This window comes from Streptomyces aureoversilis, assembly GCF_042657885.1.
GTDB lineage: Bacteria > Actinomycetota > Actinomycetes > Streptomycetales > Streptomycetaceae > Streptomyces > Streptomyces aureoversilis.
In genome coordinates, this window is the sequence record NZ_JBHSKJ010000018.1 from 41,778 (window position 1) to 55,248 (window position 13,471).

The window sequence follows — 13,471 nt, forward strand, 5'->3', positions numbered from 1 at the left end:
CGGCGGAGCGGTGGGGGCGGGACGAGGACGGTCGTCCCGCCCCGCCTGGACGTGAACCGGCGTGCGCACGCGCGTGACGCCGTGGTCCGGCCCGGGGCCGGACCGGGTGGGGCCGGCCAGCGCCCGGCACGGGGCGGGCCGGGTGCTCCTAGTGGAACTGCTCCTCCTCGGTGGAGCCGGTCAGCGCGGTGGTGGAGGAGGCGGGGTTGACGGCGGTCGAGACCAGGTCGAAGTAGCCGGTGCCGACCTCGCGCTGGTGCCTGACCGCGGTGAAGCCGTCGGCCTGGGCCGCGAACTCGCGCTCCTGCAGGTCGACGTAGGCGGTCATGCCGTGCTCCGCGTAGCCGCGGGCGAGGTCGAACATGCCGTGGTTGAGGGAGTGGAAGCCGGCCAGGGTGATGAACTGGAAGCGGTAGCCCATCGCCCCCAGCTCGCGCTGGAACTTGGCGATCCGGTCGTCGTCCAGGGCCGCCTTCCAGTTGAACGAGGGCGAGCAGTTGTAGGCCAGCATCTTGCCGGGGAAGCGGGCGTGGAGGGCCTCGGCGAACTCGCGGGCCTGGGCCAGGTCCGGGGTGCCGGTCTCGACCCAGATGAGGTCGGCGTACGGGGCGTAGGCCAGGCCGCGGGCGATCACGGGCGCCATGCCGTTCTCGACCCGGTAGAAGCCCTCCGCCGTGCGCTCGCCGGTGCAGAACCGTGCGTCGAACTCGTCGACGTCGCTGGTGAGGAGGGTGGCGGCGAGGGCGTCGGTGCGGGCCACGATCAGAGTGGGCACGTCGGCGATGTCGGCGGCGAGGCGGGCCGCGTTGAGGGTGCGGATGTGCTGGGCGGTGGGGACGAGGACCTTGCCGCCGAGGTGGCCGCACTTCTTCTCGGAGGCGAGCTGGTCCTCGTAGTGGATGCCGGCCGCACCGGCCGCGATCATCGCCTTGGTGAGCTCGAAGGCGTTCAGCGGGCCGCCGAAGCCGGCCTCGGCGTCGGCGACGACCGGCGCGAGCCAGTCGACGGCCGTGTCGGTGCCCTCGGCGGTGGCGATCTGGTCGGCGCGCAGCAGGGCGTTGTTGATGCGCCGCACCACCTGCGGCACCGAGTTGGCGGGGTAGAGGCTCTGGTCGGGGTAGGTGTGCCCGGCCTGGTTGGCGTCGGCGGCGACCTGCCAGCCGGACAGGTAGATCGCCTGCAGCCCGGCCCGCACCATCTGCACGGCCTGGCCGCCCGTCAGGGCGCCGAGCGCGTGGATGTAGTCGCGCTCGTGCAGCTGCCGCCACAGGCGCTCGGCGCCGCGGCGGGCCAGCGTGTGCTCCTCGCGGACGCTGCCGGACAGCTGGACGACGTCCTCCGCGCCGTAGGTGCGCTCGATGCCCTTCCAGCGGGGGTCGTTCGCCCACCGCTCCGCCAGTGCTTCCGCCGCCGTCCGTGCCTGCGCCATGGTCGTCTCCCGGTGTCGCGTCCCGGACCGTGTCCTGGATCGCGTCGAAGTTCTGTCAATCCTGCGAAGGGAAGCCGCTTGCCCTGTGATGTCATGGCCCGCCGTGCCGCGGCCGGGCACGCAAAGGCTCTTTCCGCCTTGGGTTCTGCGGGGTGATTCCGGCGCGATTCCGGCTTGTTCCGCCGGGCCGCACCACGACTCTGGCAGTGGCACTGCGTGCCATCAAGCGTGGCCCTCTGCCAAGTCCTGCGAATCTTCTCCGCGCGTTCCGCCAAGTCTGCGAAGGTTCGATTCCCCATCGGAACGCGGACAGGAGTCGAACGGTGAGCAAGACGTATGCGGGTGCCCGGCTGCGCAGGCTGCGCGAGGAGCGGCGGCTCAGCCAGGCCGAGTTCGCCCGCGTCCTGGCCATATCCCCGAGCTACCTGAACCAGATGGAGCACGACTCCCGGCCGCTGACCGTCCCCGTCCTGCTGCGCCTGACCGAGGCGTTCGGCGTCGACCCCGCCTTCTTCTCCGAGACGGGCACCACGCGTGTCCTCGCCGACCTGCGGGAAGCGCTCGCCGACGAGATCGCCGGCGCCCGGGTCTCCCCGTCGGACCTGTCCGAACTCGCCTCGCGCCTGCCCGCGGTCGCCGCCGTCCTGCTCGACCTGGGCCGCCGCAACCAGGCCCTGACCGAGCGCCTGGCGGAGGCCGCGGACGGCCGTGGCGGGAGCGGCGGCACCGGCCCGGCCGCGCCCCGCTCCCCCCACGAGGAGATCCGGGAGTTCTTCTACCGCCGCCGGAACTACCTCCACGACCTCGACGTCGCCGCCGAGGAGCTGGCCGCCGGCCTCGGCATCCGTCCCGGCGGAGTCCTCCCGGCCCTGACCGCGCGCCTCACGCAGCGGCACGCCGTGCAGCTCGCTCCGGACTCCGGCCGCCTGCACCACTACGACCCGGCGCGCCGGACGCTGCACCTCTCCGGCCGGCTGCGCCCCGGCCAGCGGGCCTTCCGGATGGCCACGCAGCTGGCCCTGCTGGAGTTCGCCGACGAGCTGTCCGCGCTCGCCTCGGAGGACTACGACGAGGGCTCCACCACCTGGTCGCTCGCGCGGATCGGCATCGCCAACTACGTGGCCGCCGCGCTGGTCCTGCCGTACGGCGCGTTCCACGCGACGGCCGAGGAGCTGCGCTACGACGTCGAACGGCTCACCGACCACTTCGGCGTCGGCTACGAGACCGTCTGCCACCGGCTCAGCACGCTCCAGCGGCCGCGGTTGCGGGGCGTGCCCTTCTCGTTCGTCCGCGTCGACCGCGCCGGCAACATGTCCAAGCGCCAGTCCGCGACCGGCTTCCACTTCTCCCGCGCGGGCGGCACCTGCCCGCTGTGGAACGTCTACGAGGCCTTCGCCGCGCCCGGCCGCATCCACGTGCAGATCGCCGCCATGCCGGACGGGCAGCGCTACCTGTGGACCGCCCGCACCGTCACCCGCCAGCGCGGCGGCTGGGGCGAGCCCGGCAAGACCTTCGCCATCGGCCTCGGCTGCGAGATCCGGCACGCCGCCCGGCTCGTCTACTCCGACGGCCTCGACCTCGGCAACGCCTCCGCCGCCACCCCCATCGGCATGGGCTGCCGCATCTGCGAACGCCTCGACTGCCCGCAGCGGGCCGTGCCCCCGCTCGGGCGGCCCCTGGCGATCGACGAGAACAGCAGCACGTTCGTGCCGTACCCGGTGGCGGACGAGTGATCAGGCCGGGAAGCGATCAGGCCGGGGGCGGACTTACCAGGACGTCCAACTACATATGTTCGTGACCAAGGCCCGCGGTGCAGGGAAGGCGGTCGGCGTTCTCCTCCGGCACTTCGTGCGTCTTCGGCCAGCCGGAGATCAGGCTCGGTGCCATCCCGGGCATCGGCGGATCGCAACGGCTGACCCGCGCCGTCGCCAAGGCCAAGACCAAGGCCATGGAGCCGTGCCCGACCGGCCGCACCATGGACGCCGACGAGGCCGAGCGCGCCGGCCTCCTGTCGAGGATCGTGCCCGCCGGGCCGGAGTTCACCAACCGGTAGGCGCACGCACTCGCGCTAATGTGCGCATGTGAGTCTTTATGTAGTCGTGGGATTCGGGCCCGCCGGGGCGGCCACCGCCCGGCTGCTGGCCGAAAAGGGCCATGCAGTAAGGGTCGTCACCAAGTCGGGGCGGAGCCCGGAACCCGGCATCGAGCACGTCGCGCTCGACGCCGCGGACGGTGAGCGGCTGGCCGGGGCGACGCAGGGCGCGAGCGCGGTCTTCGGCTGTGCCGCGCCGCCGTACCACCGCTGGGCGAGCGACTGGCCGCCGCTGGCCTCGTCGCTCTGCGCGGCGGCCGAGGCCACCGGGGCCGTCCTGGTCATGCTGGGCAACCTCTACGGCTACGGCCCGGTGGCAGGTCCCCTGACCAAGCAGCTGCCGCTCGCCGCGGCCGGCCCCAAGGGGAAGGCGCGCGCCGCCGTCTGGGAGCAGGCCCGGAAGCTGCACGAGCAGGGCCGCGTCAAGGCGGTCGAGGTACGGGCCTCGGACTTCTTCGGCCCCGGCGTGACCGACGGCGGACACCTCGCCGCGCGGGTCATGCCCCGCCTGCTGCAGGGCAAGCCGGTCTCCGTCCTCGGGGACCCGGACGCCCCGCACAGCTGGACCTATCTGCCCGATGTGGCCCGGGCCCTGGTCGAGGTCGCGGGCGAGGAGCGGGCCTGGGGAAGGGCCTGGCACGCCCCGACGGAACCCGCACTCTCCACCCGCGAGATGACCGCGCGCCTGGCCGCCCGGGCGGGATCGGGCCCGGTCGCGGTACGCAGGCTCTCACCGGCGGTTCTGGGCGTCGCGTCCCTCTTCTCCCCGCTCCTCCGCGAACTGAAAGAGGTCCGCTACCAGTTCGACCGCCCGTTCGTGGTCGATTCGAGCGCCTACGAAGCCGAATTCGCCGTACGAGCCACGCCGCTCGACGAGCAGATCGAGGCGACGGTGACCTGGTGGCGCGAACGCCGCTGATGCGGCGCCCTGCTTCCCGACCCGGCTCCGGCGCCTGCTCGACCTCGTACTCGACGACAACACCACCGGTCAGGGCCTTGAGATCGTCATGCGCGCCCGGGCCCTGCAGGACGCCGAAGTCCACGCCGTCCAGGAGCGGGTGGACCGGTTGCGCATCGACTACCTGTGCGCCTTGTGGCGCGAGCTCGGCGGCCGGCCCGGAATCCGATGTCGAGCCGGCGGCCGGCCGCTCCTCGTCATCGGCGTGCTCAGTCTCGTCGCCGCTCGCCACGGGAGCCCGGTTCGGCGATGACAGGGCTTCCCACCGGGACGAGGGCGCCCACTCCGCCACCGCGGACCGGTCCGGGCGCGGACGTGCCCTGACCGGTCCGGGCGCGGAGGTGCCGTGGCCGCCCCGTGCTACTCCTTCGCCGCCGGGGCCGTGCGCGCGAAGTGACGGGCCGTGGGCACCAGCGCCGCCGCGGCCGGTACGAGGAAGCAGGCGGCGGCGCACACGGCGAGTACGGCCGTGACCCCGAACGCCTCGATGGCGGGGGCGATCAGGGCCAGGCCGGCCGGTGCCAGACCGTAGGACACCAGGAAGTCCAGCGAGGAGACGCGGGCCAGCTTGTCCGGGGCGACCTCGCGCTGGGTGGCCGTGAACCAGGGCACGTTGAACAGCTCGATGCCGATCCCGGCGACGGCGTACGCGGCGACGACCACGACCGGGTGCACGGGCAGCATCAGGCTCAGCGGCGCGACGCCGTACGCGGCCAGCCCCGCGAAGGCGGCCCAGCCCTGGGAACGCGGCCGCCAGCGGGCGATGACCAGGGCCCCGCAGAGCGCGCCCACGGTGTACGCGGTCATGGCCGCGGCCAGCACCCACTCGGTGTCGTAGCGGTCCCGGCTGATCAGGGGCAGGGCGACGCTGGTGGCGGAGTAGCCGAGGGCGATGACGGCGACGAGGGCGGCGAGTCCGGCGAGGAACCAGGGGTGGCGGCGCGCCTCCCGTATCCCCTCCACGAACTCGGCGCGGAAGCCGGCGCGCGGGGCGGGCTCCGCGGCGGGGTTCGCCACAGCGGCCCCCTTGCCCGGGACCAGCGCGGCCACCAGCCAGAGCAGGCCGATGCCGAGCAGCAGCGTCGAGACGTCGAGGAAGGCCGCGAGCAGCGCGGTCAGGGCGGGTCCGGTGAGCGTGGAGCTGCGTACCGCCATGGTCATGGCGGCGTTGGCCTGCTGGCGGTTCTCGGGGGCGACGGTCTCGGCGGTGAGCGCCTGGAACGCCGGGCGGCAGGCACCCTGTCCGGCGCCCGCGAGGGCGGCGGCGGCCGTCATCAGCACGAGCGAGCGGCCGAGGCCGGCGGCGAGGAGGGGCGCGGCGACCGCCGCCGCGAGGGCCGACCAGAGGACGACCGCACGGCGGGAGTGCCGGTCGGCCAGCACGCCGCCGACGGCGACGGCGGCGAGGAAGCCGGCGGTGCGTGCGGCGAGGACCAGGCCGAGGCCGGCGGCGCCGAAGTCGCGGTGGAGCACGGCCAGGCCGAGGACGAACGGCAGGGCCCAGGTCGCGAGGCCGGAGGCGGTGGTGCCCGCCCACAGACGCAGGAACGCGGTGTCGCGGAGGACCGAACGCGGGGGCGGGCCATCGGTCTTGGCCGCTGTCGGCGCGGGTGTGGTCGGCACGGTGTGGTGGCTCCTTGAGGGGCGGGGGTGACGGCTCGGCGAACCGCACCCGGTTTCGTTAATGAAAATGAATACCATTACAGTACCCTTCGAACGCGGCACTCCTGCCCGGGACACGACAACGCCCACGTCTGCCCCTCCCTCCCCTCCCAGACCGGAGAACCCATGCGCCACCCCGCCCGCCTCGGTATCGCCCTGGCCATCGCCCTCGCCACCGCCGGCTGCTCCACGGCAGCCGGCGACGGATCCCGGACGGACGCCAAGCCCGGCACCCGGGCCTCCGCCGACGCGGCCTCCGTCACCAGCTGCGGCCGCCAGGTGTCCGTCGCCAAGCCTCCGAAGCGGGCCGTCGCCCTGGACCAGACCTCGACCGAGACCCTGCTCGCGCTCGGGCTCCAGGACCGGATGGCGGGAACGGCCAATCTCAAGACGAAGATCCCCGCGCAGTACCAAGCCGCGTACGCCAAGGTCCCGGTCATCGCTCCGAAGATCGCCACCGGCGAGCAGCTGCGCGCCGCCACCCCCGACTTCGTCGTCGCCGGGTCCTCGGACCTCTACACCAAGGACCGCGCCGGCACCCGCGAGGAGCTGGCCGGCCTCAAGGTCCCCACTTTCGTCAGCGCCGTGGACTGCCCGCAGCAGAACCCGGCCGGCAAGACCTCCTTCGAGCTGCTCTTCTCCGACTACGAGAACCTGGGCAAGGTCTTCGGCGCCGGGGAGCGGGCCGGCAAGCTGGCCGCCGACCAGCGCGCAGCGGTCGCCAAGGCCGGGGAGAACGCCTCCAAGGTTCCCCAGGGCGAGGACCGGCCCACCGTGGTGTACCTCTACTCCGTCTTCAACGGCATGCCGTACGTGGCGGGCAAGAGCGGCCTGCCCAGCGAGATGAGCCGGATCGTCGGCGCGAAGAACGCCTTCGACGACGTGAACGAGGACTGGCCGGAGGTCTCCTGGGAGGAAGTCGCCAAGCGCGACCCCGACTTCATCGTGATCGGCGACCTGTCCGAGCGCGGACGGCCCGGCGACAGCGCCACCGAGAAGCGTGCCGCGATGGCCGAGCACCCGGTGATCTCCAAGCTCGCGGCGGTCCGCGACGACAAGATCCTCGAGGTGCCGGGAATCGAGCTGGACCCGTCCGTGCGCTCGGTGCACGCCCTGGAGCTGCTGGCCAAGGGCATGAAGGACCTCGGGTATGTCCGCTGACCCGGTAGCCCGGGCGGGGTCGGTGGATCTCCTGCTTCCGGCGGCCCGCGGGCGGGTGGTGACGGAGGGCTCCGTCACCACGCGGACCCTGCCACCCGGACCGGGCGGGCCGAGCGGCCGGTCCACCGCGGCCCGGGCGGTCCTCTTCCTCCTCGCCGCGCTCGCCCTGGCGGGCTCGGTCGCGGCGGCCGTACGCACCGGCACCGCCGACGTCGGCTGGACCGACCTCGCCCGCGTCCTCGGCCCCCGTCTCGGCCTGGACATGGAGCCGTTGCCCCCGCTGGTGGACTCCCTCATCTGGGACCTGCGGCTGCCGCGCGTGCTGATGGCGGCCCTCGTGGGCGCCTCGCTCGCCGTGTGCGGCGCGGTGCTCCAGGCCGTCACCCGCAACGCGCTCGCCGACCCCTACCTGCTCGGCGTCTCCTCGGGCGCGTCGGCGGGAGCCGTCGCCGTGATCGTCCTGCCTTTGAGCGGGCTGGGCGCGAGCGCGCTCGGGGTCACCGGCGGCGCGCTCGCCGGCGCGCTGCTCTCCTTCGGGCTGCTCCTGTTGCTGCTGCGGCGCAAAGGGCTGGACTCGGTCCGCATCGTCCTCACCGGCGTGGTCGTCGGCCAGCTCTTCACCGCGCTGACCTCGCTCGTCCTGATGGCCTCGGCGGACGCGGACACCACGCGCGCCGTCACCCACTGGCTGCTGGGCTCGATGGCGCCGGCGCGCTGGAACACCGTCGTGGTCTGCGCGATCGTCACCCCACTGGGGCTGGTGGCGGCGTGGCTCTGCTCGAACGCCCTCGACGGGCTCGCGTTCGGCACCGATACCGCCGCCTCCCTCGGGATCGGCGTACGGCGCACGCGGACACTGCTGCTCGTGGTCACGGCCGCGCTGACCGCGGTGGCAGTGGCCACCGTCGGCGCCATCGGATTCGTCGGGCTGATCGTCCCTCACGGGGTGCGGTTCCTCGTCGGGCCGCTGCACCGGGTTCTCCTGCCGTACACGGCGCTGGCCGGTGCGGTGTTCCTGGTGTGGACGGACGCGCTGGCGCGGATCGCCTTCGCGCCCCGCGAGGTTCCCGTGGGCGTGATCACCGCGCTGCTCGGCGTGCCGCTCTTCCTCCTCGTCCTGCGCAAGAGGGGTGAGCTGTGAGGATCAGCGCCGAAGAGCTGAGCTGGTCGGTGGCGGGCACGCCGGTCGTACGCGATGTCAGCGCCGACATCGCCCCCGGCGAGACGGTCGGGCTGCTCGGCCCCAACGGCTCGGGCAAGTCCTCGCTGCTGCGCTGCCTGGCCGGCCTGCGGGCCCCCGACGCGGGCACGGTCCGCTACGACGGCGAGTCCGTACGGGACTGGAGCGCGCGCCGGATCGCCCGCCATGTCGCCTTCGTCGAACAGGACTCGGGCGCGGACAGCGATCTGCGGGTCGCCGACGTCGTGGGCCTGGGGCGGACCCCGTTCCGGGACCGCTGGCGCGGACCGGGAGCCGGCGACCGGGCGGTGGTCGCCGCCGCGCTGGAGCGCGTCGGACTCACCGCGCTCGCCGGCCGCTCCTGGAAGGCCCTGTCGGGAGGCGAGCGGCAGCGCGCCCACATCGCCCGCGCGCTGGCCCAGCAGCCGTACGGGCTCCTGCTCGACGAGCCCACCAACCACCTCGACGTCAAGCACCAGCTGGAACTGATGGAGCTGCTGACCGGTACCGGTCAGACGGTCCTGGTCGCACTGCACGACCTGTCGCTCGCCGCCCGGTACTGCGACCGGCTGCTGCTCCTGCACCACGGCCGCCTGATCGCCTCCGGCACCCCCGCCGCGGTCCTGACCGCCGAGCGGCTCGCCGAGGTCTTCGAGGTGGACGCCGAGCTCACCACCGACACTCTGGGGCACCCCGTGGTCACGTACCGCGGGCCGCTCGGCACGCCGACCGCGGCCACAACGCCCCAACCCTCTCTGTGAATCCCGTGAAATCCCTGTGAATAGGAATCCCATGAACCGGACGTCCCCCGCCCCTTCCACCACGCCGACCGTCGACGCGCTCGTAGAGGCCGTCCTCGCGGGCGAACACGGCCCGCTCCCCTCCGGACTCGTCGCGACCAGCGTGTTCTGGATCCACCACGGCACCCGCCTGGCCGGCGGCGACACCACCTACCTCAACCAGTACGTCCTGGTCCGCCTCGGCGGCTCCTTCGGCGGCTGTGCCTTCGAGGCCGGCGAGATCGACCCGTCGATCTGCCGCGACTCCTCCGGCACCCCGCTCGACGTCCTGCTGCGCGAGGCCCCGCGCCCGCTGCGGATCGCCGCCCTCGACGCCTACCTCTCCGAGACCCGGCCCCACCGCCTGGCCGCCGAGGAGGGCGACGCCGAAGCCGTCACCCTCCCCGCCGGTACCCCGGAGGTCCGCGCGAAGGCCCGCGACGCGGCCGTCGCCGGCCTGCTGGACATCGAGGAGGGTGCGAAGGTCGGCCTCATCGGCGTCGTCAACCCGTTGATCGCGGCGATACGCGAGCGCGGCGGCGAGCCCCTGCCCTGCGACCTCAACCTCAAGGCCACCCAGTGGGGCGACCCCGTCACCGACGACATGCACGAGGTGCTGGACCGCGCCGATGCCGTGGTGGCCACCGGAATGACGTTGAGCAACGGTTCGTTCGACACCGTCCTGGAGCGCTGCCGGTCCCGGGGCATCCCGCTGATCGTCTACGCGCAGACCGGCAGCGCCGTCGCCCGCGCGTTCCTCGGCTCGGGTGTGACCGCCCTGTCCGCGGAGCCGTTCCCCTTCTCCCAGTTCAGCGCCGAGGAGACGGGCCTGTACCGCTACCGGGCGGTGGGCGGCGCGTGATTCCCGCCGCCCACCCGGCGGGACCCGGTGCCGGTGACCTCCCCACCGGCACCGGGTACGCGTCCTGCCACCACGGCGAGATCCTCCAGGGCGTCTTCCTCGACGGCGACGGGCGCCGGTGCGCGGGCCTCGTCACCCTCCCCATGGCCGGCCCCGGCAGCAGCGCCGAGTTCGTCCGCCGGCCCGGCACGGCGCCCGAGGCGCTCACCGTCGTACCCGCCGACCGCACGAAGGCGGCGCGGGCCGCGGCCCTCGCGGTGGCGGAGTGCGCGGAGCGGGCCGGTCAGCCGCCCTGCGGCGGGGAGTTGCGGCTCACCGGTGACATACCGGTGGGCCTGGGCATGGGCAGCTCCACCAGCGACGTGATCGCCGCCGTGCGCGCGGTCGCCGACTCGTACAGGATGCGTCCGGCCCCCGACACGGTCGCCCGGCTGGCCGTGCGCGCGGAGTCGGCCTGCGATCCGCTGATGCTGGACGGCCGCCCGGTGCTGTTCGCCCAGCGGGAGGGCCGGGTCCTGGAGGTCCTCGGCCCCGTCCTGCCGCCGCTGGTCGTGGTGGGCTGCGCCCTCGGCGGGGGCGCGCCGGTGGACACCCTGGCCCTGCCCGTGTGCGAGCCCGCCGAGGCCGACGCCGGCGACGTACGGGCCTGCGAGCGGCTGCGTACGCGGCTGCGCCGGGCGCTGGCCACCGGCGACGTCCAGCTGCTCGGCCAGGTCGCCACCGCCAGCGCGCGGCGCGGCCAGCAGGTGCTCGGCCACCCGGAGTTCGACGCGCTGACCGGCATCGCCCGCCGGGTCGGGGCTGCGGGTGTTCAGATCGCGCACAGCGGCGCCGTGGCGGGCGTGCTGTTCGACCCGGTCGCGCCGGGCATGCGGCACCGCGTCCGCAGCTGCCTGCGGGCCCTGGACTCCCACGGCATCCCCGCCACCCGGACCTTCACGACCTTCACCACCACCAAGGAGATCCTGGATGGACCAGCACATCGCGGAGGCGATCGGCCGGCCGGACCTGATACGCCTCGACGACCGGCTCGTCTGCCTGCGCTTTGAGACGATGAAGGTGGTCTCCGCCCTCGCGGCGGTGCGCCACCTGCTCGACACCGGAGCCGTCCGCCGCGGGGACACCCTGCTCGACAGCTCCAGCGGCATCTACGCGTACGCCCTCGCGCTGGCCTGCCACCGGCACGGCATGCGCTGTCACATCGTCGGCTCGACGACGGTGGACCACACGCTGCGCACCCAGCTCGCCGTGCTCGGGGCGACGCTGGAGCAGATGGAACCGTGCAGCGATCTGAAGCTCGACCAGAAGCGGCGCGTCGAGCGGATCCACGAGATCCTCGCCGGACACCCCGAGTACCACTGGATGCGGCAGTACCACGACGACATCCACTACCTCGGCTACCGCGCGATCGCCGACCGGATCCGGGAGGCGACCGGCGCGGACGGGCTCACCGTCGTCGGCGGGGTCGGCTCGGGGGCCTCCACCGGAGCCCTCGCCCGCTACCTGCGCGCGGCCCCGGCGGGACCGGCGGACGTCGAACTCGTCGGCGTCCAGCCGTACGGCAGCGTCACCTTCGGCGCCGAGCACGTCTCCGACCCCGAGATCATTATCGCCGGGATCGGCAGCTCCATCCCCTTCGGGAACGTCTCGCACGAGCTGTACGACACCCTCCACTGGATCTCCTTCGACGCGGCACTGGCCGGCAGCGTCGACCTGCTGCGCCGGCACGCGGTCTTCGCGGGCCTGTCGACCGGCGCCGGCTACCTCGCCGCCCGCCACGAACGCGAGCGCTCCCCCGGGCGGACGGTCCTCTTCATCGCCCCCGACACCGGCCACCGTTACGTCGACACCGTCTACGCCCGGCACCGCGAGGCCGCGCCGATCGCGGACCTCGCCCCGCGAGAGGTGTCCGACCGGAACGGGCTCGCCCTGCCGTGGTCCCGTATGCGCTGGAACCGCGCCCCGGCGCCGGCCCCGGCCATGGTGTAGGTGCCGGACGGGTGACCGGTCGCCGCCGGGCAGCGGCCCCGGACGCCCCGGCCCGGGATCCGGAGCCGGCGCTCACCGGACCAGGGCCGGGGAGAACTCCCGTCCGGCGGCGGCCGCGAGCTGCTCGGCCAGGGGGTGCGCGCCCCGTTCGGGCAGCGCGAGGGACACCTGGACCGCGGGGGCGTTCCGGACCGGCACGTACACCACCGACGGGTGGCTGTTGCGCCGGGTGGCCAGCTCCGGCACCGTGCCGACGCCCCGGCCCGCGGCGACGGCCTCGAGCCACTCGTCGTGGTTGCTGCACACGGCGCCGACCCGGGGGCGGTGATGGGGCGGCCAGAGGTCCGGGGAGGTCGTTCCGCTCACCGTGTTGCGGACCAGCGGCCAGTCGGCGAGTTCCGCCCAGTCCACGTGGTCGCGGCGGGCCAGCGGCGAGTTGCGCGCGACGGCCGCCACCCGGGTCTCCTCCCACAGCGGGAGCGCGGCGACGGGCAGGTCGCGGGGGATGCGGCGCAGCAGGGCGACGTTGGTGTGCCCGCTGTGCAGGCCGGCCGTGGCCGTGTCGTCGCGCACGAATTCGAAGTCGACGCCGGCCTCCTTCGCGAACCGCGTGACGAACCGGGAGAACTGCTCGGGCAGCAGCCAGCAGAAGCCGATCCGCAGGACCGAGGACGAGTGCAGCCGGCTGATCGCCCGGTCCAGCTGGACGTACGCCTCCCGGAGGTCGGCGTGGAACGTCCTGCCCTCCGGGGTGAGGCTGAGGTGGCGGGTGGAGCGGTTCAGGAGCCGGGCGTTGAGTGCGGTCTCCAGGCGCTGGACGGCACGGGAGACGGTGGGCTGGGTCACGTGGAGGCGCCGGGCGGCGCCGGTGAAGCTGCCCGTCTCGACGACCGCTATGAAGCACCGGAACTGGGAAAGGTCGACGTCTGTATTCCCGACGGCCGGAAGCACCTGTTCACGCATCGTCAAAGCCCCCTCATACGCTCCTGGGACACGGATCCACCAGGACGCAACACAAAGGGGAGCCTGCGTGACGGCGCCGGGAAAACCGGTCGCTCATCCGGTTCTCTCGCTGAATAACCGTGCGGCACCCGCGTGCACCATTGCACGCCCGCCGCTCCCCCGTTCTTACGGTCAGTACGCACCGGAAACCTAGCACCCGGACTATGCCGGCGCGGCACCGGTTGATCACGCAACCGGCGCCGCACCGACCCACATCGGCTCCGGCCGCCCCGGCCACTTGGGATTCCCTTTGCCGATTCCATACTTTTGACGCCCCTCTTACGCCCGGTCGAGCCGTACCGGCACCATAAACACCGCACTCCGTCAAGTTTTCACAAAGGGCGGGGCGTTTATGAC

12 protein-coding genes and 1 pseudogene are annotated in these 13,471 nt (G+C 73.5%); 10 read left to right on the top strand and 3 right to left on the bottom strand.

What is annotated here, in order from left to right:
* Positions 1 to 148 precede the first annotated feature (148 nt).
* Entirely contained in the window at positions 149 to 1,429 is a 1,281-nt protein-coding gene (gene aceA / locus ACFPP6_RS27305) for an isocitrate lyase (RefSeq protein WP_382047630.1), read from the bottom strand.
* A gap of 323 nt (positions 1,430 to 1,752) precedes the next feature.
* Here aceA and ACFPP6_RS27310 point away from each other — a divergent pair, with 323 nt between their 5' ends.
* From ACFPP6_RS27310 to ACFPP6_RS27325, 4 genes and pseudogenes are all read left to right on the top strand, one after another.
* The gene (locus tag ACFPP6_RS27310) at positions 1,753 to 3,162 is read left to right on the top strand and encodes a short-chain fatty acyl-CoA regulator family protein (protein WP_382047632.1); all 1,410 of its coding nucleotides are present in this window, start codon (positions 1,753 to 1,755) and stop codon (positions 3,160 to 3,162) included.
* A 113-nt stretch (positions 3,163 to 3,275) separates the two neighbouring features.
* Positions 3,276 to 3,458, top strand: a pseudogene (locus tag ACFPP6_RS27315) (enoyl-CoA hydratase-related protein); the annotation flags it as partial.
* 52 nt (positions 3,459 to 3,510) lie between these two features.
* Positions 3,511 to 4,440, top strand: coding sequence for an NAD-dependent epimerase/dehydratase family protein (locus ACFPP6_RS27320; protein ID WP_382047635.1), 930 nt, complete (start codon positions 3,511 to 3,513; stop codon positions 4,438 to 4,440).
* Between the two features lie 88 nt (positions 4,441 to 4,528).
* Positions 4,529 to 4,732, top strand: a complete 204-nt coding sequence (locus ACFPP6_RS27325) for a hypothetical protein (RefSeq protein WP_382047638.1) — start codon at positions 4,529 to 4,531, stop codon at positions 4,730 to 4,732.
* A gap of 107 nt (positions 4,733 to 4,839) precedes the next feature.
* Here the strand turns inward: ACFPP6_RS27325 and ACFPP6_RS27330 are convergent, their stop codons facing one another.
* Positions 4,840 to 6,102: an MFS transporter gene (locus tag ACFPP6_RS27330; RefSeq protein ID WP_382047641.1), complete on the bottom strand. Its 1,263-nt coding sequence runs from the start codon at positions 6,100 to 6,102 to the stop codon at positions 4,840 to 4,842.
* 165 nt (positions 6,103 to 6,267) lie between these two features.
* Here ACFPP6_RS27330 and ACFPP6_RS27335 point away from each other — a divergent pair, with 165 nt between their 5' ends.
* Genes ACFPP6_RS27335 through ACFPP6_RS27360 form a run of 6 tightly spaced genes read left to right on the top strand, consistent with a single transcriptional unit; the run spans position 6,268 to position 12,112 of the window.
* The gene (locus tag ACFPP6_RS27335) at positions 6,268 to 7,302 is read left to right on the top strand and encodes an ABC transporter substrate-binding protein (RefSeq protein ID WP_382047644.1); all 1,035 of its coding nucleotides are present in this window, start codon (positions 6,268 to 6,270) and stop codon (positions 7,300 to 7,302) included.
* The gene (locus ACFPP6_RS27340; RefSeq protein WP_382047647.1) at positions 7,292 to 8,443 is read left to right on the top strand and encodes a FecCD family ABC transporter permease; all 1,152 of its coding nucleotides are present in this window, start codon (positions 7,292 to 7,294) and stop codon (positions 8,441 to 8,443) included. Before ACFPP6_RS27335 ends, ACFPP6_RS27340 begins: the two co-directional genes overlap by 11 nt.
* Positions 8,440 to 9,243: an ABC transporter ATP-binding protein gene (locus ACFPP6_RS27345; RefSeq protein WP_382047650.1), complete on the top strand. Its 804-nt coding sequence runs from the start codon at positions 8,440 to 8,442 to the stop codon at positions 9,241 to 9,243. Before ACFPP6_RS27340 ends, ACFPP6_RS27345 begins: the two co-directional genes overlap by 4 nt.
* 31 nt (positions 9,244 to 9,274) lie before the next feature.
* The gene (locus tag ACFPP6_RS27350) at positions 9,275 to 10,123 is read left to right on the top strand and encodes a Rossmann-like domain-containing protein (protein WP_382047653.1); all 849 of its coding nucleotides are present in this window, start codon (positions 9,275 to 9,277) and stop codon (positions 10,121 to 10,123) included.
* Positions 10,120 to 11,172 (top strand): GHMP family kinase ATP-binding protein, encoded by a 1,053-nt coding sequence (locus ACFPP6_RS27355; RefSeq protein WP_382047656.1) that lies wholly within the window; start codon positions 10,120 to 10,122, stop codon positions 11,170 to 11,172. Before ACFPP6_RS27350 ends, ACFPP6_RS27355 begins: the two co-directional genes overlap by 4 nt.
* Positions 11,093 to 12,112, top strand: coding sequence for a pyridoxal-phosphate dependent enzyme (locus ACFPP6_RS27360; protein WP_382047658.1), 1,020 nt, complete (start codon positions 11,093 to 11,095; stop codon positions 12,110 to 12,112). Before ACFPP6_RS27355 ends, ACFPP6_RS27360 begins: the two co-directional genes overlap by 80 nt.
* Before the next feature lie 72 nt (positions 12,113 to 12,184).
* On the opposite strand, the gene ACFPP6_RS27365 is transcribed toward ACFPP6_RS27360, so the two are convergent.
* Positions 12,185 to 13,075, bottom strand: a complete 891-nt coding sequence (locus ACFPP6_RS27365) for a LysR family transcriptional regulator (protein WP_382047661.1) — start codon at positions 13,073 to 13,075, stop codon at positions 12,185 to 12,187.
* Between the last annotated feature and the right edge of the window lie 396 nt (positions 13,076 to 13,471).